The 21,523-nt window shown below is 35.2% G+C and carries 17 protein-coding genes, 1 riboswitch and 1 other annotated feature; of the genes, 11 read left to right on the forward strand and 6 right to left on the reverse strand.

The window, feature by feature from the left end; all coding sequences use genetic code 11:
* Positions 1-40: 40 nt before the first annotated feature.
* The 5 genes from rsmG to rpmH form a co-directional block, all read right to left on the reverse strand.
* The gene (gene rsmG / locus KA828_RS05065) at positions 41-763 is read right to left on the reverse strand and encodes a 16S rRNA (guanine(527)-N(7))-methyltransferase RsmG (RefSeq protein ID WP_210125606.1); all 723 of its coding nucleotides are present in this window, start codon (positions 761-763) and stop codon (positions 41-43) included.
* A complete protein-coding gene (mnmG, locus tag KA828_RS05070; RefSeq protein WP_107629418.1) occupies positions 763-2,640 on the reverse strand; it encodes a tRNA uridine-5-carboxymethylaminomethyl(34) synthesis enzyme MnmG in 1,878 nt (625 codons plus the stop codon). The genes rsmG and mnmG overlap by 1 nt, the downstream gene beginning before the upstream one ends.
* 116 nt (positions 2,641-2,756) lie before the next feature.
* Entirely contained in the window at positions 2,757-4,136 is a 1,380-nt protein-coding gene (mnmE, locus tag KA828_RS05075) for a tRNA uridine-5-carboxymethylaminomethyl(34) synthesis GTPase MnmE (protein WP_210125608.1), read from the reverse strand.
* A gap of 156 nt (positions 4,137-4,292) precedes the next feature.
* Entirely contained in the window at positions 4,293-4,643 is a 351-nt protein-coding gene (rnpA, locus tag KA828_RS05080) for a ribonuclease P protein component (RefSeq protein WP_174841452.1), read from the reverse strand.
* Positions 4,644-4,755: 112 nt separating this feature from the next.
* Entirely contained in the window at positions 4,756-4,893 is a 138-nt protein-coding gene (gene rpmH, locus KA828_RS05085; protein ID WP_000240855.1) for a 50S ribosomal protein L34, read from the reverse strand.
* Positions 4,894-5,573: 680 nt separating this feature from the next.
* On the opposite strand from rpmH, the gene dnaA reads away from it, so the two are divergent.
* The 6 genes from dnaA to gyrA all read left to right on the forward strand — a co-directional run bounded on the left by dnaA (position 5,574) and on the right by gyrA (position 14,838).
* A complete protein-coding gene (gene dnaA / locus KA828_RS05090) occupies positions 5,574-6,932 on the forward strand; it encodes a chromosomal replication initiator protein DnaA (RefSeq protein WP_204194127.1) in 1,359 nt (452 codons plus the stop codon).
* A gap of 300 nt (positions 6,933-7,232) precedes the next feature.
* Positions 7,233-8,366: a DNA polymerase III subunit beta gene (dnaN, locus tag KA828_RS05095; protein ID WP_210125609.1), complete on the forward strand. Its 1,134-nt coding sequence runs from the start codon at positions 7,233-7,235 to the stop codon at positions 8,364-8,366.
* Between the two features lie 377 nt (positions 8,367-8,743).
* Positions 8,744-8,986, forward strand: a complete 243-nt coding sequence (gene yaaA, locus KA828_RS05100; RefSeq protein WP_174841934.1) for a S4 domain-containing protein YaaA — start codon at positions 8,744-8,746, stop codon at positions 8,984-8,986.
* Positions 8,983-10,098: a DNA replication/repair protein RecF gene (gene recF / locus KA828_RS05105; protein WP_053030327.1), complete on the forward strand. Its 1,116-nt coding sequence runs from the start codon at positions 8,983-8,985 to the stop codon at positions 10,096-10,098. The genes yaaA and recF overlap by 4 nt, the downstream gene beginning before the upstream one ends.
* Before the next feature lie 9 nt (positions 10,099-10,107).
* Entirely contained in the window at positions 10,108-12,042 is a 1,935-nt protein-coding gene (gene gyrB, locus KA828_RS05110; RefSeq protein ID WP_053030328.1) for a DNA topoisomerase (ATP-hydrolyzing) subunit B, read from the forward strand.
* A gap of 96 nt (positions 12,043-12,138) precedes the next feature.
* The gene (gene gyrA, locus KA828_RS05115) at positions 12,139-14,838 is read left to right on the forward strand and encodes a DNA gyrase subunit A (RefSeq protein ID WP_210125611.1); all 2,700 of its coding nucleotides are present in this window, start codon (positions 12,139-12,141) and stop codon (positions 14,836-14,838) included.
* A gap of 97 nt (positions 14,839-14,935) precedes the next feature.
* Here gyrA and KA828_RS05120 read toward each other — a convergent pair whose 3' ends face one another.
* Positions 14,936-15,748 (reverse strand): NAD(P)H-hydrate dehydratase, encoded by an 813-nt coding sequence (locus KA828_RS05120; protein WP_053030330.1) that lies wholly within the window; start codon positions 15,746-15,748, stop codon positions 14,936-14,938.
* A gap of 366 nt (positions 15,749-16,114) precedes the next feature.
* Positions 16,115-16,312 (forward strand) — a binding site (T-box leader).
* An 86-nt stretch (positions 16,313-16,398) separates the two neighbouring features.
* On the opposite strand from KA828_RS05120, the gene serS reads away from it, so the two are divergent.
* From serS to KA828_RS05145, 5 genes are all read left to right on the forward strand, one after another.
* Positions 16,399-17,685 (forward strand): serine--tRNA ligase, encoded by a 1,287-nt coding sequence (serS, locus tag KA828_RS05125; protein WP_193839826.1) that lies wholly within the window; start codon positions 16,399-16,401, stop codon positions 17,683-17,685.
* A gap of 511 nt (positions 17,686-18,196) precedes the next feature.
* A complete protein-coding gene (locus tag KA828_RS05130) occupies positions 18,197-18,892 on the forward strand; it encodes an AzlC family ABC transporter permease (RefSeq protein WP_193839827.1) in 696 nt (231 codons plus the stop codon).
* Positions 18,889-19,218 (forward strand): AzlD domain-containing protein, encoded by a 330-nt coding sequence (locus KA828_RS05135; RefSeq protein ID WP_053030333.1) that lies wholly within the window; start codon positions 18,889-18,891, stop codon positions 19,216-19,218. The genes KA828_RS05130 and KA828_RS05135 overlap by 4 nt, the downstream gene beginning before the upstream one ends.
* A 100-nt stretch (positions 19,219-19,318) precedes the next feature.
* A riboswitch (SAM riboswitch) is annotated at positions 19,319-19,420 on the forward strand.
* Between the two features lie 68 nt (positions 19,421-19,488).
* Positions 19,489-20,457, forward strand: a complete 969-nt coding sequence (metX, locus tag KA828_RS05140) for a homoserine O-acetyltransferase MetX (protein ID WP_210125613.1) — start codon at positions 19,489-19,491, stop codon at positions 20,455-20,457.
* A gap of 122 nt (positions 20,458-20,579) precedes the next feature.
* On the forward strand, positions 20,580-21,506 hold the full coding sequence (locus tag KA828_RS05145) for a YybS family protein (protein WP_241960347.1): 927 nt from the start codon (positions 20,580-20,582) through the stop codon (positions 21,504-21,506).
* Positions 21,507-21,523: the final 17 nt, after the last annotated feature.

Here is a 21,523-nt window from a genome sequence, read left to right on the forward strand (position 1 = left end):
ATTCACTCCTCTTAAAATTAATTTTAACATGTAAGTGCTATTAATTTTCTAGTAAAGGAGATTTATTAGGCGTACCAGGTTTTCTAGGATATTTTTTAGATGTTTGACGACGTTTATCAATTATAATCATTTGTCGTTCTCCAGCATCTTCAGGTAAATCAAAAGTGTAAGAATCACTAAAGACGCCACCTAATATACTAATCCCAAATTGCGCTTCTTCTAATTCTTCTTCTCCTTTAGAAGACTTCAATGCGATGAAATGGCCACCTTTTTTAACTAAAGGTAAACATAATTCACTTAGCACTGTAAGTCTGGCTACTGCACGTGCGGTTACAACATCATATGTTTCTCTATTGACGCCTTTGCCGAATGTTTCAGCTCGATCATGCACAAAGCTAACTTGTGTTAAGCCAAGTTCGGCAGCTAAATGATTTAAAAATTGGATACGTTTATTTAGTGAATCTACAATCGTCACTTTCAACTCAGGGTATACAATTTTCAACGGAATACTTGGGAAACCAGCACCCGCGCCAACATCACAAATGGCTAAGGGCTGATTAAAATCATAATAAAAGCTTGGTGTAATAGAATCATAGAAATGTTTCAAATAAACTTCATGTTCATCTGTAATACTAGTGAGATTCATTTTCTCATTCCACTCAACAAGTAGATGATAATATGTCTGAAATTGTTCTTTTTGTTTATCTGACAACTCAATTCCATGTTCACTTAATTCTTTAGCTAGCCATTCTACGCCACTCATTAATTTTTCACCCTTTGCAATTTACCTTGTTCTAAATAAACAAGTAAGATTGAAATGTCTGCTGGGTTAACACCAGAGATTCGTGATGCCTGAGCAATATTCAATGGTTTAACTTCAGCTAATTTTTCACGTGCTTCAGTCGCTAAACTATCAACTTTACTATAATCTAAGTCTTCAGGAATTTTTTTCGCTTCCATACGTTTAACTTTCTCAACTTGTTGTAATGATTTATTGATATAACCTTCATATTTCGTTTGAATTTCAACTTGCTCTTCAACCGCTTCAGGTAATTGATGCGTTTCTTCTAAGATTTCTAAAATCGTATCATACGTCATCTCTGGACGTCGTAATAAATCAATCGCCAATATACCATCTTTAAGACGTGAACCACCATGTGCTTCAATAACAGATTGCGTATGTTCATTTGGTTTAATACGAATATTAGTTAAACGTTCAACTTCATCTTGAATTTGTTGGCGCTTTTCATTAAAACGTGCATAGCGTTCTTCAGAAATCATACCTAATTCATAACCCATATCTGTTAATCGTAAATCGGCATTATCATGACGTAATAGCAATCTATATTCAGCACGAGAAGTTAATAAACGATACGGTTCATTTGTACCTTTCGTAACTAAATCGTCAATTAACACACCGATGTATGCATCTGAACGGCTTAAGATTTTTTCGCCTGTTCCTAACACTTTACCCGCTGCGTTGATTCCCGCCATAATACCTTGTCCAGCCGCTTCTTCATATCCTGATGTACCATTAATTTGACCGGCTGTATATAAATTTTTAATCATTTTAGTTTCTAATGTTGGCCATAATTGCGTTGGTACAATGGCATCATATTCAATCGCATAACCGGCACGCATCATGTCGGCCTTTTCAAGACCAGGAATTGTTTCTAACATTTGACGTTGCACATGTTCTGGCAAGCTCGTTGAAAGTCCTTGGACGTATACTTCATTCGTATGACGACCTTCAGGCTCTAAGAAAAGTTGGTGTCTAGGTTTATCGTTGAAACGGACAAATTTATCTTCAATTGATGGACAATAACGTGGGCCTGTCCCTTTAATCATACCTGAATACATGGCTGATAAGTGTAAGTTATCATCGATGACTTTATGTGTACGATCATTTGTATACGTCAACCAACATGGTAATTGATCAAGTATATATTCTGTAGTTTCAAAGCTAAATGCACGACCTACCTCATCACCTGGTTGAATTTCTGTCTTAGAATAATCGATTGTTTTCGCATTTACACGTGGTGGTGTACCCGTTTTAAAACGTACAACTTCAAAGCCTAATTCTCTTAAATTATCAGCTAACGTAATAGATGGAAGTTGGTGGTTTGGACCACTTGAATATTTCATATTTCCTAAAATAATTTCACCACGTAAAAACGTACCTGTTGTAATAACAACCGCTTGCGCACGATATTCAGTGCCAATATTAGTACGCACACCTTTAACTTCATCATCTTCAATGATTAATTCGTCTACCATACCTTGCATGATATCTAAATTATCTTCATCTTCAATCACACGTTTCATTTCTTGTTGGTACAATACTTTATCGGCTTGCGCACGTAATGCACGCACAGCTGGGCCTTTACCAGTATTTAACATACGCATTTGGATATGCGTTTTATCAATTGCTTTGGCCATTTGGCCACCTAATGCGTCAATTTCACGAACGACAATACCTTTAGCTGGACCACCTACTGAGGGATTACATGGCATAAATGCAATGTTGTCTAAATTAATTGTTAACATTAGTGTTTTGGCACCACGTCTTGCAGATGCTAAACCTGCTTCAATTCCTGCATGCCCAGCACCAATGACAATTACATCATATTCTTGAACCACCTGATTGACCTCCTTTAAATTTCCTTTTTCTATATTTTATTACTAAGACTTCCTACCGTCTTAATTTGTTTAATGTTTATTATTTCGTTCCCGAATGGCTATCATTTGCAATTTCATTATTTTCCTAAACAGAACTGACTAAATAATTGGTCAATTAACTCATCACTTGCGGATTCACCAATAATCTCACCTAATAGTTCCCATGTACGCGTTAAATCAATTTGAACCATGTCCATAGGAATACCAGATTCCGCTGCCTCAATCGCATCTTGAATTGCATTTCTAGCTTGTTTCAATAGAGAAATGTGTCTTGAATTAGATACATATGTCATATCTTGGTTTTGAACATCGCCACCAAAGAATAAATCACGTATTTGTAATTCTAGTTGATCGATGCCTTCTTGTTTAAGCATAGAGGTTTGAATAAGTGGCGTATCACCAATCATTTCTTTGACTTCATTAATATCTAAATGTTGTTCTAAATCTGTTTTATTTACAATGACAATGGCATCTTCATTTTTGATAACTTCATATAAAGTACGATCCTCTTGTGTTAAAGATTCGTTATTATTTAAGACAAATAAGATTAAATCTGCTTCGCTTAAGGCTTTTCGTGAACGTTCGACACCAATCTTTTCAACGATATCTTCAGTGTCACGAATGCCTGCAGTATCTACCAATCTTAAAGGTACACCTCTGACATTAACGTATTCCTCTAAGACGTCACGCGTCGTACCTGCAACTTCAGTTACAATCGCTTTATTATCTTGAATAAGATTATTTAACATTGATGATTTCCCTACATTTGGTTTACCAACAATTACTGTTGAAAGACCTTCTCTCATAATCTTACCTTGTGTGCCAGTTTCTAATAGAAGGTTAATTTCATTTTTTATTTTTTTAGATTGTTCTAATAAGAACTCTGTTGTAGCATCTTCAACATCGTCATATTCAGGATAATCAATGTTCACTTCTACTTGCGCGAGAATTTCTAAAATGGATTGTCGTTGTCGTTTAATTAAGTCGCTGAGACGCCCTTCAATTTGATTCATAGCAACTTTAGAAGCACGATCTGTTTTAGAACGAATAAAGTCCATAACAGCTTCAGCTTGAGATAAATCAATTCGTCCGTTTAAGAATGCACGCTTAGTATATTCACCCGGCTCTGCCATTCTAGCGCCATACGTCATTGTTAGTTCTAATATACGATTAATGGTTAAAATACCACCGTGACAATTAATTTCAATAATATCCTCACGGGTAAATGTTCTTGGTGCTCTCAACACAGATATCATAACTTCTTCAACAACTTCATTTGTTTCTGGATCGACGATATGACCATAGTTAATCGTATGGGAATCTACATCTTCTAACTTTTTCTTTCCTTTATATAGTTTATCTCCAATTTCAACGGCTTGCGGTCCAGATAAACGGACAATACCAATTGCACCTTCACCCATTGGCGTTGAAATACTAGTAATTGTATCGAAATCCATGATTATCCTCGCCTCCTTATTCAAGTAAAATTTCATTATAACATTGTAATTTGTTTCTATTAAAATTGCTAACAAGTTGATTGATTATTATGAAGGGAAGACTCCTGTTTGTCTGACGTCAGACTGACCGTAGTCTTAACATCTCCCCTACCCTGCTTATTTAATCCTTTTATTAAACACTTTCGCAATTTTAAGTACATGTTCTAAGCTACCTTGAATTTCAAGTGTAGACATGTCTTTAGCTGGTTGCCTAGCGATAACGATAATGTCACGTGCGATGATATCTTCTTTATGAACTTTAAAATTTTCTCTAATCGCACGTTTAATTCTGTTTCGAGTCACTGCATTACCTAACTTTTTAGATACGCTAATTCCTAATCGGAAATGATCTTTATTACTATTATAGGTATAAACAACAAACTGTCTATTTGCTACCGATTTGCCTCTTTTATAAATGGTTTGGAAATCAGTATTCTTTTTTATACGGTAAGCTTTCTCCACGTTCACATCACTCGCTTATATTATTCTTTGCCATTCTAGTTTATGTTCGTTCTGATATAGCGTGTCCCAATTTATACCTATTGAAACGAAAAAAAAGACCACTGAGAAGTCAGTGATCTTATGCTGATAAAACTTTACGGCCTTTACGACGACGACGTGCTAAAACTTTACGGCCATTTTTAGTGCTCATACGTTTTCTGAAACCATGAACTTTACTATGTTTACGTTTATTTGGTTGATAAGTACGTTTTACCATGCAAAACACCTCCATCTACATATTTATCCAGCTCACTCGCTCTTGTAGTGATCCTGATTATTTTAATAGATAAATTATACTTTCTGATATCAGAATTCTTGTTTTAATTCAATTTTATCTAGTCATAATTCAAGCAACTACTACAATATAACAAATTACTATTTATAAAGCAAGCAGCATTTGCAGTAAGATACTAATTTTTTAGTAAACTTTGTCACAAAATCATTTTTAATATTTATACATTTTACGCCGAGTCTACAATGCTTTCATTATTCATTTTAAATACATCTTTATAAATTATTTCCCAAGCTGTTATAATACATAGTGCTTTCATTTCAAAAATTATCCAATTATACACAGATGACCATTCAATAATTGTGGATAATATAACCATTATTAACAGATTTATACCTAATTTAACAACATATTCACACCTATTTGACATCTCTCTTGGTTAAAAAGTATAATTGTGTGGATAAGTCGTCTAATTCATTATTTTAACAGGATTTATTTATTGATTTTATATACGTTTTTAGTGTGAATAAATCATAGCATATATAAAGTTATCCACCGAATGTTATTAACTTGTGGATAATTATTAACATGCTGTGATTATTTTTATCCACTTGTCTAAATGTCTGTGTATAAGTCTTAAATTTAAAGAAGATGGAGTTTATTATATGTCAGAACAAGAAATTTGGAAAAAAGTATTAGACGTTGCTGAATCAGAAATATCTAAATCGACATTTAATACTTTTTTGAAAGATACGGAGCTTAAAGAAATTCGTGATAACGTTGCGATCATTTTCGTAATACATGAATTTTATGCAGAATGGTTAAATTCTAACTATAAAGAAGTTATTCAAACAATTATGAAAGATGTTATTGGTTATGAAGTTGAACCCAAATTTTTCACTGCTGAACAATTAGCAGAACTTGATGAAGAGAGTCGTAAAGCTAAATCACCAAGCAGCGAACCTCAGCGTCACATCATTGAGGATGTTCATGAAGGTACAGATCAATTTAATACACACAATACATTTGATACGTTCGTTATTGGACCTGGTAACAGATTTCCACATGCAGCAAGTCTTGCGGTTGCTGAAGCACCAGCCCAAGCATACAATCCTCTATTTATTTATGGTGGTGTTGGTCTTGGTAAAACGCACCTTATGCATGCGATTGGTCATCATGTTCTCAGTAATCAACCAAATGCTAAAGTGCTATACACTTCAAGTGAAAAATTCACAAATGACTTCATTAAATCAATTCGTAACAATGAACCAGAAGCTTTTAGAGAGAAATATAGAAACATTGACGTGTTACTGATTGACGATATTCAATTCATTCAAAATAAAGAACAAACGCAAGAAGAGTTCTTCCACACATTTAATGAATTACATCAAAATAAGAAACAAATTGTCATTTCAAGTGACCGCCCACCTAAAGAAATCGCTAAATTAGAAGACCGTTTACGTTCTCGATTTGAATGGGGCTTAATCGTTGATATTACGCCTCCTGATTATGAAACACGTATGGCAATTCTTCAGAAAAAAATCGAAGAAGAAAATTTAGAAATTCCAGCTGAAGCATTAAATTATATTGCTAATCAAATTCAATCAAACATTCGTGAATTAGAAGGTGCACTCACGCGTTTACTTGCCTATTCGAAGCTTCAAGGCAGACCGATTACGACTGAATTAGCAGCAGAAGCACTTAAAGATATTATTCAAGTTCCTAAATCTAAAAAAATTACAATTCAAGATATTCAGAAAGTCGTTGGGCATTACTATAACGTTCGTATTGAAGATTTTAGTGCGAAAAAACGTACCAAATCAATTGCGTATCCTCGTCAAATCGCTATGTATCTATCAAGGGAGCTTACTGATTTCTCATTACCTAAGATTGGTGAAGAATTCGGTGGTCGCGATCATACAACGGTTATTCATGCACACGAGAAAATCGCAAAGGATATCAAAGCAGATCCAATTTTTAAACAAGAAGTAGAAGATTTAGAAAAAGAAATTCGCAATCAATAATATAAACATTCGAAACTGTTATACAACAGATTACGACGTTTAAAAGTGGGAAATAATGTAAATGGTCTGTTACCTTGAATGAAGTGCCAATAAGTCTGACAAGTGAACAAGATGATTTTGTTAGTAATTGTGGATAATGTTAAAAAGTAATACACAGCATCAACAGTTTATCCACATGTGTATAACTTTGGCACACAAGGATTTTCTTAACATATCCACTAATCCACAAGCCCTACTACTATTACTATGAATTTAAAACCTATATAATTATATATAAACGACTGGAAGGAGTTTAAATTAATGATGGAATTCACAATTAGAAGAGATTATTTTATTAATCAATTAAATGACACATTAAAAGCCATCTCACCAAGAACAACATTACCGATTTTAACAGGTATCAAAATCGATGCTAAAGACAACGAGGTCATTCTTACTGGTTCAGATTCTGAGATATCTATTGAAATTACAATCCCTAAACAAGTTGATGGTGAGGATATTGTCACTATTTCTGAAACAGGTTCAGTAGTGCTTCCTGGTCGTTTCTTCGTAGATATTATTAAAAAATTACCAGGTAAAGACGTAAAATTATCAACAAACGAACAATTCCAAACACTGATTACATCTGGACATTCAGAATTTAACTTAAGTGGCTTGGATCCTGATCAATATCCATTATTACCTCAAGTATCACGTGATGACGCCATTCAATTATCAGTAAAAGTCTTAAAAAATATCATTGCGCAAACAAATTTCGCAGTGTCCACCTCAGAAACACGCCCAGTACTTACTGGTGTGAACTGGCTTATACAAGATAATGAATTAATATGCACTGCGACTGATTCACACCGCTTAGCTGTAAGAAAATTGAAGTTGGAAGATGAGTCAAAAAACAAAAATGTCATCATTCCAGGTAAAGCTTTATCAGAATTGAATAAAATTATGAGTGATAGTGATGAAGAAATCGATATTTTCTTCGCTTCAAACCAAGTATTATTTAAAGTTGGTAATGTAAACTTTATTTCTCGTTTATTAGAAGGTCATTATCCAGATACGACACGTCTATTCCCAGAGAATTATGAAATTAAATTAGGTTTAGACAACGGTGAATTCTATCACGCAATTGATCGTGCTTCATTATTAGCACGAGAAGGTGGTAACAATGTTATTAAGTTGAGCACAGGTAATGACGTTGTAGAATTATCATCAACATCACCTGAAATCGGTACTGTAAAAGAAGAAGTGACAGCAACTGATGTAGAAGGTGGCAACTTGAAGATTTCATTCAACTCTCGTTATATGATGGATGCGCTGAAGGCAATCGATAATGATGAAGTTGAAGTAGAATTCTTTGGTACGATGAAACCATTCATTCTTAAACCAAAAGCAGATGACTCTGTTACGCAATTAATTTTACCAATTAGAACATATTAGTTTTAAAAGCTATTAATTTGGAGTTACGACGAATTCAAAAGAAATTCTGTCGTAACTCCTTTTTTTAATTTAATTTAAGCTCATTCAGCCTTCAATGTAGACACAAAAGTTATTAACTAGTGGATAACTCTAAATAATATATCATCAAGCTAAAATGGCCCTTAAAATTAAAAATAGGGCTATATGAGTAATGAAATCATTTTTAACGCCTTTTGTTATTCAAAAAAAGCCGCTTCAATTTGAAAAATATAGGCAATTTTCCTTCAAAATTTAAATATGTATAAAGATATTGTGAAGTAAACGGTTTCACATTCCATTTTAAATGAAATTTAAACCTAAAAAAGGTATAATATATTAATGACACATAAAGAAACGGAGTGATTATTTTGGTTCAAGAAGTAGTGGTTGAAGGCGATATTACGTTAGGCCAGTTTCTTAAAACTGAAGGCATTATAGAATCAGGTGGCCAAGCTAAATGGTTCTTACAAGATTATGAAGTTTTAATTAATGGTGAACGCGAAACACGTCGTGGTAAAAAACTAGCCAACCAAGATCGAATTGATTTCCCTGATATCCCTGAAATTGATTCTGTAATCATTATTCATCAAGGTGAACAATGAAACTTAAAACACTCCAATTAGAGAATTATCGTAACTATGAAGAAGTTACGCTTGAATGTCATCCTGATGTGAATATTCTGATCGGAGAAAATGCACAAGGGAAGACGAATTTACTTGAATCAATTTACACATTAGCTTTAGCTAAAAGTCATCGCACATCGAATGACAAGGAGCTTATACGGTTTAACTCAGAGTATGCTAAAATAGAGGGTGTACTAAATTATAGACATGGAACGATGCCATTAACGATGTTTATAACTAAAAAAGGTAAACAAGTAAAAGTGAACCACTTAGAACAAAGTCGACTAACGCAGTATGTTGGACATCTTAACGTGGTTCTTTTTGCGCCAGAAGACTTAAATATTGTTAAAGGTGCACCACAGATACGAAGACGGTTCATTGATATGGAATTAGGTCAAATCTCTGCAGTTTATCTAAATGACTTGGCTCAATACCAACGTATTCTTAAACAGAAGAATAACTACTTAAAGCAGTTGCAACTTGGTCATAAACAAGACACTACGATGTTAGAAGTCTTAAACCAACAATTTGCGCAATATGCATTGAATGTAACGTTGAGACGAGCACATTTCATCAAAGAATTAGAATCATTGGCTAAACCGATTCATGCTGGTATCACTAATGACAGAGAAACGTTATCGTTGACTTATTTACCAAGTATAAAACTCAGTGATATGGATAAAGATGCGCAAGCGTTATTAGACGAAGTGATTACACTGTTAAATGACAATATTAAGCGTGAAATGGAACGTGGCGTTTGTTTATTTGGCCCGCATAGAGATGATTTAGGCTTTAATGTAAATGATATGGATGCGCAAACATACGGGTCTCAAGGACAACAACGTACGACCGCATTATCCATTAAACTAGCAGAAATAGAGTTGATGAACATTGAAGTTGGAGAATATCCAATCTTACTACTAGATGATGTGTTAAGCGAATTAGATGATTCTCGACAAACACATTTACTAAGCACGATTCAACATAAAGTACAAACCTTTGTAACGACAACATCCGTAGACGGCATAGATCATGAGATTATGAACAATGCTAAGCTTTATCGAATCAATCAAGGTGAAATTATAAAGTAATAGAAAGTGATGGTGAATACATTGTCAGATGTAAACAACACAGATAACTATGGTGCTGGACAGATACAGGTATTAGAAGGGTTAGAAGCCGTTCGTAAAAGACCTGGTATGTATATAGGTTCAACTTCAGAGAGAGGTTTGCACCACTTAGTATGGGAAATCGTGGATAACAGTATCGACGAGGCACTTGCTGGTTATGCAGATCAAATTGAAGTGATTATTGAAAAAGACAATTGGATTAAAGTAACTGACAATGGTCGAGGTATTCCTGTTGATATTCAAGAAAAAATGGGTCGTCCAGCAGTTGAAGTTATCTTAACTGTACTACATGCTGGTGGTAAATTCGGCGGTGGCGGTTATAAAGTATCTGGCGGTCTACATGGTGTAGGTTCTTCAGTTGTTAACGCATTGTCTGAAGACTTAGAGGTATACGTTCATCGTAACGATACAATCTATCATCAAGCATATAAAAAAGGTGTACCACAATTTGATCTTAAAGAAGTAGGTAGCACTGATAAAACAGGTACAGTGATTCGCTTTAAAGCAGATGGCGAAATATTCACTGAAACAACCGTTTATGACTATGAAACACTTCAAAAACGTATTAGAGAGCTGGCATTTTTAAACAAAGGTATTTCAATCACTTTAAGAGATGAACGTGAAGATGAAGAACAACGTGAAGATACATATCATTATGAAGGCGGTATTAAATCTTACGTTGAATTACTAAATGAAAATAAAGAGCCAATTCATGAAGAGCCGATTTATATTCACCAAACTAAAGATGATGTAGAAATTGAAATCGCTATGCAGTATAACAGTGGTTATGCAACGAACTTATTATCTTATGCGAACAATATTCACACGTATGAAGGTGGTACGCATGAAGATGGCTTTAAACGTGCATTAACACGTATATTAAATAGTTACGGCACACAAAGTAAGATCATTAAAGATGACAAAGAAAGATTGTCTGGTGAAGATACACGTGAAGGTTTAACAGCTGTCGTATCAATTAAACATGGTGATCCTCAATTCGAAGGACAAACAAAGACGAAATTAGGTAACTCTGAAGTACGTCAAATTGTTGATAGATTGTTTGCTGAACATTTTGAACGTTTCTTATACGAACATCCAAATGTTGCTCGTATTGTTGTGGAAAAAGGAATCATGGCATCACGTGCACGTGTTGCAGCTAAAAAAGCGCGTGAAGTAACACGCCGTAAATCAGCTTTAGAAATTTCAAGCTTACCAGGTAAACTTGCCGATTGTTCAAGTAAGAAACCTGAAGAAAGTGAAATCTTCCTAGTAGAGGGTGACTCTGCCGGGGGGTCTACAAAAGAAGGTCGTGACTCTAAAACACAAGCAATCTTGCCATTAAGAGGTAAAATCTTAAACGTTGAAAAAGCACGTCTAGACCGTATTCTAAATAACAATGAAATACGTCAAATGATTACAGCCTTTGGTACTGGTATTGGTGGCGAGTTCGATATCACTAAAGCACGTTATCATAAAATTGTAATTATGACAGATGCTGATGTCGATGGTGCACATATTAGAACGCTACTACTAACGTTCTTCTATCGTTTCATGAGACCATTAATTGAAGCGGGATATGTATATATCGCACAACCACCATTGTACAAATTGGCACAAGGTAAACAAAAATATTATGTATTTAACGATCGTGAACTTGATAAATTAAAATCAGAATTAAGTCCTACGCCTAAATGGCAAATTTCACGTTATAAAGGTTTAGGAGAAATGAATGCGGATCAATTATGGGAAACGACAATGAATCCTGAAAACCGTATGATGTTACAAGTTAAATTAGATGATGCGATTGAAGCGGACCAAACGTTTGAAATGTTAATGGGTGATGTCGTTGAAAATCGTAGACAATTTATCGAAGACAATGCAGTATATGCAAACCTAGATTTCTAAATTAGCGTGAACGAATGAACATGTTGAAGACTGTATAGCGAATGGCTTGCAGTCTTGCTATTTTAAGTGAATTGATTATAGAAGGAGGATATCTTGATGGCTGACTTACCTCAATCAAGAATAAATGAACGAAATATAACCAGCGAGATGCGCGAATCATTTTTAGACTATGCAATGAGCGTTATCGTTTCACGTGCGTTACCTGATGTACGTGATGGTTTAAAACCTGTACACCGTCGTATCTTATATGGCTTAAATGAACAAGGTATGACCCCTGATAAACCATATAAAAAATCAGCACGTATCGTTGGGGATGTAATGGGTAAATATCACCCTCACGGAGACTTATCAATTTATGATGCCATGGTTAGAATGGCACAAACATTCAGCTATCGCTATCCACTTGTTGATGGTCAAGGTAACTTCGGTTCAATGGACGGCGATGGTGCCGCTGCCATGCGTTATACTGAAGCGAAGATGACTAAAATTACGTTAGAACTATTACGTGATATTAATAAAGATACGATTGATTTCCTAGATAACTATGATGGTACTGAAAGAGAGCCGGAAGTCTTACCTTCTCGTTTCCCTAACTTATTAGTGAACGGTGCATCAGGTATTGCTGTAGGTATGGCAACAAATATTCCTCCTCACAATTTAACTGAAGTCATCAACGGTGTTTTACATTTAAGTAAGAATCCAGATGTTACGATTGCAGAACTTATGGAAGATATTCAAGGCCCTGATTTTCCAACAGCTGGTTTAATCCTAGGCAAGAGTGGTATCCGACGCGCATATGAAACAGGACGTGGCTCCATTCAAATGCGTGCACGTGCAGAAATTGAAGAACGTGGTGGCGGTCGCCAACGTATCGTAGTGACTCAAATCCCATATCAAGTTAATAAAGCACGTATGATTGAAAAGATAGCAGAACTTGTTCGTGACAAGAAAATCGAAGGTATTACAGATTTACGTGATGAAACAAGTTTACGTACAGGTGTTAGAGTAGTTATTGATGTACGTAAAGATGCAAACGCCAATGTTATTTTGAACAATCTCTACAAACAAACACCATTACAAACGTCATTCGGTGTGAATATGATTGCACTGGTTAATGGACGTCCAAAATTAATCAATTTAAAACAAGCTTTAGTTGAATACTTAGAGCATCAAAAGACTGTCGTACGCCGTCGTACAGAATATAATTTGAAAAAAGCGAAAGACCGTGCACATATCTTAGAAGGTTTACGCATTGCGTTAGATCATATCGACGAGATTATTACGACAATTCGTGAATCAGAAACAGATAAAGTCGCAATGGAAACATTACAATCGCGTTTTAAATTGTCTGAACGCCAAGCACAAGCAATTCTTGATATGCGTTTAAGACGTTTAACAGGTTTAGAACGAGATAAAATTGAAAATGAATATAACGAATTGCTCGGCTATATTTCTGAATTAGAAGCAATCTTAGCCGATGACGAAGTGTTACTTCAATTAGTTCGAGATGAATTAACAGACATTAAAGAACGTTTCGGTGACGAACGTCGTACGGAAATTCAATTAGGTGGTTTAGATGATCTCGAAGATGAAGATCTTATTCCAGAAGAACAAATTGTTATTACATTAAGTCATAATAACTATATTAAACGATTACCTGTTTCTACGTATCGTTCACAACATCGTGGAGGACGTGGTGTTCAAGGTATGAATACATTGGAAGAAGACTTCGTCAGCCAACTTGTTACGTTAAGTACGCATGACCATGTTTTATTCTTCACGAATAAAGGTCGTGTATACAAACTTAAAGGTTATGAAGTGCCAGAATTATCTCGACAATCTAAAGGTATTCCAGTCATCAATGCGATTGAATTGGATAATGATGAGACAATCAGTACTATGATTGCGGTTAGAGATCTCGAAGATGAAGATAGTTACTTAGTATTTGCAACTAAAAACGGTATTGTGAAACGTTCTGCGTTAAGTAATTTCTCACATATCAATAAGAATGGTAAAATTGCGATTGGTTTCAAAGAAGATGACGAATTAATTGCAGTCCGTCTTACAGATGGTCACCAAGACATCTTAATTGGTACATCTCACGCTTCATTAATCAGATTTGCAGAAACAAGTTTACGTCCATTAGGTCGAACTGCTGCAGGTGTAAGAGGTATCTCATTACGTGAAGATGATGTTGTAGTAGGTCTAGATGTTGCCCATGCTGATAGTGAAGATGAAATTCTTGTTGTCACTGAAAATGGTTATGGTAAACGTACGCCAGTAAGTGAATATCGCTTATCAAACCGTGGCGGTAAAGGTATTAAGACTGCGAAAATTACAGAACGTAATGGTAACATCGTTTGTATCACAACAGTTACTGGTGAAGAAGATTTAATGATTGTTACCAATAGTGGTGTGATTATTCGTTTAGAAGTAGAAGATATTTCTCAAAATGGTCGTGCAACACAAGGTGTACGCTTAATGAAACTAGGTGAAGATCAATTTGTTTCAACGGTTGCTAAAGTCATTGATAAAACAGAAGATGAAGATGCAACTGAGGCAGCACAAGTTGAAGATGGTGAAACAAATGCAGAAAGTACAGAAAGCCCTAGCGAAGAAGTAGTAGATGATGATACACCAGGTAATGCACTCCATACGGAAGCGGATGAAGATACGGAAACAGTAACTGAGGATAATGCAACAGATGAACGTATTGAAGTTAGACAAGATTTTATGGATCGTGTGAATGAAGACATTGATAATGCATCTAACGATGATGAAGACGACGAGAATTAAAGGCTAATCCATAGTGATCAGCGATAATAGAATATATTCATTTAATAAAAATAAGACTTCCCTTTCACTAGGGGAGTCTTATTTTTATTTGATTCAATTAGTTTTCTAACTCTTTCATCACATATGGGATTTCACTAATTAAACGTGAAGGTGGCACAACGTACATGGATTCAGATAATTTCTCTCCAATATAACTGTGTGTATATGTTGCGCTTGTAATTGCATCTCTAAAATCATCAAACTGGCCAACAAAGCTAGTAATCATTCCAGCTAATGTATCGCCCATACCACCAGTTGCCATTGCTGGTGTACCAATTGTCAGTCTATATTCCTTATCTTTGAAGAATATTTCAGTACCGTGTTTCTTCAGTACAACAGCAGCACCTAACTTATCAACAGCTTCTCTATTACGTTCGTAAGTTTGCTCTTCAATAGGGATACCACTTAAACGTTCCCATTCTTTTTGATGTGGTGTAAAGATGACACGGCAAGTTGGAATATCAGGTTTTAATTTACTAAATATTGTAATCGCATCACCATCAACAATTAAATTTTGGTGTGGTTGTATATTTTGTAGTAAAAACGTAATTGCGTTATTACCTTTGAAATCGACACCTAACCCTGGTCCAATTAAAATGCTATCTGTGTTTTCAATCATTTTCGTTAACATTTTAGTGTCGTTAATATCGATTACCATTGCCTCTGGACAACGTGAATGGAGTGCCGCATGGTTTGTAGGATGTGTAGCTACTGTAATTAACCCACTTCCACTATAAACACATGCACGCGCAGCTAACATGATTGCGCCACCTAAATTGGCACTTCCACCTATCAGTAGAATCTTTCCATAGTCACCTTTATGTGTCTCTTCTTTTCTCTTCGGAATATTAACAGTTGTTAATGTTTCCATAAATTAAACCCTCCCTTGAAGACGTTGTGAACGTATAATGTTAGAAAAATGTGTGTACCGCCATTACTGTATATAACTCAAATTTCAAGTGACAATGAAATGCGTAGCGATAGCATCCATGATGACTTAGTTGATTGAGTTCTAAATTGGATTGTTTGTCTATACCTTTTTTAAATACAATAGAAAATATTATACCTGTGAAAGACTTTCGTCAACACTATTATGAAGAATATTTAATTATACGTATCATAAGGTCCCTACATGGCTTTATAGAGGGCGTATACAATAAGATAAATATAATATTATTTAGCATTTACTTGCTAATTATAAAGGAGTTTGCTATATTAAAAATAACTTAATAAGTTATTGTTCGTGGGACAAGTAACATAATCAGTTAATTTCAGAGAGCTTGTGTTGAGTGTGAACAAGTAATTGATGATTATGCGAATCTACCTACAATTGTGAACAACCGGTAAAACCGTTATTTTAAGGAAAGTGCAATTCGATACATCTATTGTGTCAAATTGTTAAATAGGGTGGCAACGCGTAGACCACGTCCCTTGTAAAGGGGATGTGGTCTTTTTTTATTGAACAAGACGCATGTTATCCAAAATAAAAATTTTCAAAAATTTGGGAAGGATGAATGTTACATGTTAGACATTAGACTATTCAGAGAAGAAGCTGACAAAGTTAAGAGCAAAATTGAATTACGTGGAGATGATCCTAAAGTTGTTGACGAGGTATTAGAATTAGATAATGAACGCCGTCAATTAATTGGTAAGACTGAAGAAATGAAAGCACGTCGTAACAAAGTAAGTGAAGAAATCGCTGAAAAGAAACGTAATAAAGAAAATGCAGACGACGTTATTAAAGAAATGCGTGAACTTGGTGACGAAATCAAAGAAAACGACGCTAAACTTAATGAAGTGGATAATAAAGTTAGAGATATCTTAATTCGTATTCCTAACCTAATTGCTGAAGATGTACCACAAGGGGATTCTGATGAAGAAAATGTTGAAGTTAAAAAATGGGGTACACCTCGTGAGTTTGACTTCGAACCTAAAGCACACTGGGACTTAGTTGAAGAATTAAAAATGGCAGACTTTGAACGTGCTGCAAAAATTTCAGGTGCGCGTTTCGTATACTTAACTAAAGATGGTGCATTATTAGAACGTGCATTAATGAACTACATGCTTACAAAACATACAACACAACATGGTTACACTGAAATGATGACACCTCAATTAGTTAACGCAGATACAATGTTTGGTACTGGTCAGTTACCTAAATTTGAAGAAGACTTATTCAAAGTTGAAAAAGAAGGTCTATACACAATCCCAACTGCAGAAGTACCATTAACAAACTTCTACAGAGACGAAATCATTCAACCAGGCGTACTACCTGAAAAATTCACTGCTCAAACTGCTTGTTTCCGTAGTGAAGCTGGATCAGCAGGTAGAGACACAAGAGGTTTAATCCGTTTACACCAATTTGACAAAGTTGAAATGGTACGTATCGAAAAACCAGAAGATTCTTGGGATGCATTAGAAGATATGACACAAAATGCGGAAGCAATTCTTGAAGAATTAGGTTTACCTTACCGTCGTGTTATCTTATGTACTGGCGATATTGGTTTCAGTGCAAGTAAAACATATGACTTAGAAGTTTGGTTACCAAGTTATGACAACTATAAAGAAATCAGTTCTTGCTCAAACTGTACTGATTTCCAAGCGCGTCGTGCTAACATCCGCTTCAAACGTGATGCAGCTTCTAAACCAGAATTAGCACATACATTAAATGGTAGTGGTCTTGCAGTAGGTCGTACATTTGCAGCAATCGTTGAAAACTACCAAAATGCAGATGGCTCAATTACAATTCCTGAAGCATTAGTACCATTCATGGGTGGTAAAACTGAAATCCGTCCAGTTAACGACTAATTCGATTATTAGTTAGCTTATAACGTTAATTTATAGAGTACGGAATAAGCGATAATATACTAAAGCTACAGTACAAATTCGCAGTAGCTGACTGAGCTGAGAAGGTGTTTATATAACACTTTTTCAGCTCTCTTTTTATGGTGTTAAACCAATATGAATGTCATAAACAAAGTGAATAGGTGGCAGGAATGCTGCAATGAAACTACATTGAATTGTGGTCTATGATGTCTTGAATATACAATCAATCATGTTAAAAATTCACTTTTTCTTAATAAAGTGATGAAGTGAAAAGGGTGGATTTAGACTGCTTTCAGAGGTGTGATATACGCTTTGTTGTCAAAAAATAGACATATTAAATACCCCTTTAAATCAGTAGTTCTAAGTAGTCTGTTAGTCTAACATCACACAACCCTATGTCTAACGTTGTTGCCACTCTAGCATCCGTATATTAGACTGAAATTATTAATAAAATACTGTTCTAAACTATTAAGTATAAAGGGAGGTTACAAAGATGACATCACATGTGACGTTTAAGCAAGGCGTTAAAGAATGTATACCTACTTTGTTAGGATACGTTGGGATTGGTTTATCGTTTGGCATTGTAGCTGCTTCACAACATTTTAGTATCATTGAAATACTATTATTATGTTTACTTGTCTATGCTGGCGCAGCACAATTTATTATTTGTGCACTCGTTGCTACAGGCACACCGATTTCTGCTATTGTTCTTACAACATTGATTGTCAATTCACGTTTCTTCCTATTATCAATGACGTTAGCACCCAATTATAAAGACTATGGTATTTGGAATCGTCTAGGTCTGTCTTCAATTTTGACAGATGAAACATTTGGCGTCGCTATCACACCGCATTTAAAAGGGGAGAAGATAAACGATCGATGGTTACATGGCTTAAATTTAACCGCATATGCATTTTGGGCACTAGCCAGTATTGTTGGTGCATTACTTGGTAAATATATCTCTAATCCAGACATGTTGGGTCTCGATTTTGCGATTACAGCAATGTTTATCTTTTTAACCATGGCACAATTTGAGTCAATCACATCATCTAAACTACGCATATACCTTGTACTTATCGTATTTGTTATCGTGATGATGCTCAGCTTAAGTTGGTTTATGCCATCATACGTTGCAATTCTGATTGCATCGATGCTAGCAGCAACATTAGGGGTGGTGATGGATAAATGACAACATCTTGGCATATGTTTATCTTAATCGTGTTATGTGGACTTGTAACGTTAATCATTCGAGTAGTTCCATTCTTAATGATTTCACGTATTCAACTCTCAGAAACGGTAATTAAATGGCTATCATTTATTCCAATAACATTATTTACAGCACTGATATTAGATGGCATTATCGTACAACAGGAAGGTGTAGCAGGATACACCCTTAATATTCCGTTTATTCTTGTGACGATTCCAACGGTATTTATCGCACTTTTCACGCGTAGTCTGACTACAACCATTCTAGTAGGTATTGTGCTGATTGCAGGCCTACGTTTTTTCTTTTAGAAAAGGCAGAACCCAATAGCTAACGATTGAAGTTAGCTATACAATTAGATACAATAAATTCAAATTACAATTTGAATAAGTAAATGAATAGAGATAATAGAACTTATTAAGAGAAGTGGAGGGACACGGCCCTAAGAAACTTCAGCAACCGGCGACGCATACGCACGGTGCTACGACCAACGAGATACTCGAATGATAAGTAATAGAGACGAATCGCCTCATACTTTGAAGAGTATAGGCGATTTTTTTGTATTCAAAGGAGGTAACCACATGACCAATTACACGGTAGAAACATTAAATTTAGGACCTTTTACAACTGAATCAGGCGAAATGATTAAAAACTTACAATTGCGTTATGAACATGTGGGCTATGCGGGGCAACCACTCGTTGTGGTCTGCCATGCGCTAACTGGTAATCATTTAACATATGGCACAGATGATGCCCCTGGTTGGTGGCGTGAAATCATAGATGGCGGTTATATGCCGATTTATGATTATCAATTTCTTACGTTCAATGTCATCGGTAGCCCCTTTGGTTCAAGTTCTCCTTTAACTGATCCTAATTTTCCGGAGTATTTAACGTTGAGGGATATTGTGAAAGCAATCGAAATGGGGATTCAAGCGCTTGGTTTCAACAAGATTAATATTTTAATTGGTGGTAGTTTAGGTGGTATGCAAGTTATGGAACTACTCTACAACCATCAATTTCAAGTGGATAAGGCGGTTATTCTAGCAGCTACGGATAAGACATCATCGTATAGTCGTGCGTTCAACGAAATTGCACGTGAGGCAATTCATCTTGGTGGCAAAGAAGGCCTTAGTATTGCCCGACAATTAGGATTTCTAACGTATCGGTCATCTAAAAGTTATGATCAACGCTTTTCACCCGACGAAGTTGTAAGCTATCAACGGCATCAAGGTAATAAATTTAAAGAAACTTATGATTTATCCTGTTATCTAACAATGTTAAATGTATTAGATAGTCATAATGTTGACCGTGGACGTACAAATGTGGATGACGTTTATCAATCATTAGATACAAAGGTTTTAACTATGGGCTTTACGGATGATTTATTATATCCAGATGATCAAGTGAGAGCAGTAGGGGAGCGTTTTAAATATCATCGCCATTTCTTCGTTCCAGATAATGTAGGTCATGATGGCTTTTTATTAAATTTCAATGACTGGGCACCGAACTTATATCATTTTCTTAAAGTAACGAACTTCAAACGAAAATAGATGAAGCGGGTAAGTTAGAATATAGAAGAAAACACGCAATGATGGAATCGTATATTACTCAATCTTCACAATTTGTTTTAATTTTGCTTAGAGGTTAAAATAGAGGTTATAGTCAAAAAAGTATAGGAGTGGCGAATGTGTTTTCAAAAGTACATCCTAAAGCAACAATTATAGGAACAATTGCACTTGTTATGGTTGCTTTAGTTACGTATGTATTACCAATACTAGGGCTGATTCTATGTTTATTCGCTACGATTCCAGGTATTATTTTATGGAATAAATCTATTCCATCATTTGGAATTGGAGCGCTAATCACAGTTATTCTTACCACATTATTGGGTAATACATTTGTATTAAGTGCCATGATTTTAGTTTTAATACTTAGCTTTATTATTGGCCAATTATTGAAAGAACGTGCCTCTAAAGAACGCATCTTATTTATAGCTACAACATATTTAAGTATATTTACTTTAGTCGCATTTATGCTATTACAAACGTTTAAAAAGATACCTAGCGCTACGACATTAATTAAGCCTTTCAAAGATGCAATGCACAATGCGGTTGTAACGACAGGCGTAGAATCAGATTATAAAACGATTCTAGAAGAAGGGTTCCGTCAAATGGCAGTCCAGCTTCCAAGTTTTATAATCGTTATAGTCTTTATTTTAGTCTTAATTAACTTAATTATTACATTTCCAATTCTTCGTAAATTTAAAGTAGCTACACCAATTTTTAAACCATTATTTGCTTGGCAACTTAACCGTTCATTACTTTGGGTTTATATGGTTGTTTTATTATGCGTAATGTTCGCAACAGGGCCAAGTACTTTCCAAAGCATCGTATTAAATTTCGAAGTTGTGTTATCATTACTGATGTATATCCAAGGATTGAGTTTAATTCATTTCTTTGGTAAAGCAAAACGTATTCCAAATGTTGTAACGATATTGCTGATGGTTGTGGGGACAATTATTACACCAGCAACACATATCATTGCATTACTTGGTGTACTTGATTTAGGAATTAATTTAAAACGAATGATTAAAAAATGACTTTAAAAAGTGAATAG

This window comes from Staphylococcus sp. GDY8P85P (assembly GCF_017892405.1).
Lineage (GTDB): Bacteria > Bacillota > Bacilli > Staphylococcales > Staphylococcaceae > Staphylococcus > Staphylococcus borealis.

Bases quoted from the DNA above. Each gene is read 5' to 3' on its own strand.
- mnmE (WP_210125608.1), bottom strand. From the start codon at position 4,136: ATGGATTTCGATACAATTACTAGTATTTCAACGCCAATGGGTGAAGGT.
- gyrB (WP_053030328.1), top strand. From the start codon at position 10,108: ATGGTGAATACATTGTCAGATGTAAACAACACAGATAACTATGGTGCT.
- gyrA (WP_210125611.1), top strand. From the start codon at position 12,139: ATGGCTGACTTACCTCAATCAAGAATAAATGAACGAAATATAACCAGC.
- rpmH (WP_000240855.1), bottom strand. From the start codon at position 4,893: ATGGTAAAACGTACTTATCAACCAAATAAACGTAAACATAGTAAAGTT.
- KA828_RS05135 (WP_053030333.1), top strand. From the start codon at position 18,889: ATGACAACATCTTGGCATATGTTTATCTTAATCGTGTTATGTGGACTT.
- KA828_RS05120 (WP_053030330.1), bottom strand. From the start codon at position 15,748: ATGGAAACATTAACAACTGTTAATATTCCGAAGAGAAAAGAAGAGACA.
- KA828_RS05130 (WP_193839827.1), top strand. From the start codon at position 18,197: ATGACATCACATGTGACGTTTAAGCAAGGCGTTAAAGAATGTATACCT.
- dnaN (WP_210125609.1), top strand. From the start codon at position 7,233: ATGATGGAATTCACAATTAGAAGAGATTATTTTATTAATCAATTAAAT.
- serS (WP_193839826.1), top strand. From the start codon at position 16,399: ATGTTAGACATTAGACTATTCAGAGAAGAAGCTGACAAAGTTAAGAGC.
- recF (WP_053030327.1), top strand. From the start codon at position 8,983: ATGAAACTTAAAACACTCCAATTAGAGAATTATCGTAACTATGAAGAA.
- metX (WP_210125613.1), top strand. From the start codon at position 19,489: ATGACCAATTACACGGTAGAAACATTAAATTTAGGACCTTTTACAACT.
- rsmG (WP_210125606.1), bottom strand. From the start codon at position 763: ATGAGTGGCGTAGAATGGCTAGCTAAAGAATTAAGTGAACATGGAATT.
- dnaA (WP_204194127.1), top strand. From the start codon at position 5,574: ATGTCAGAACAAGAAATTTGGAAAAAAGTATTAGACGTTGCTGAATCA.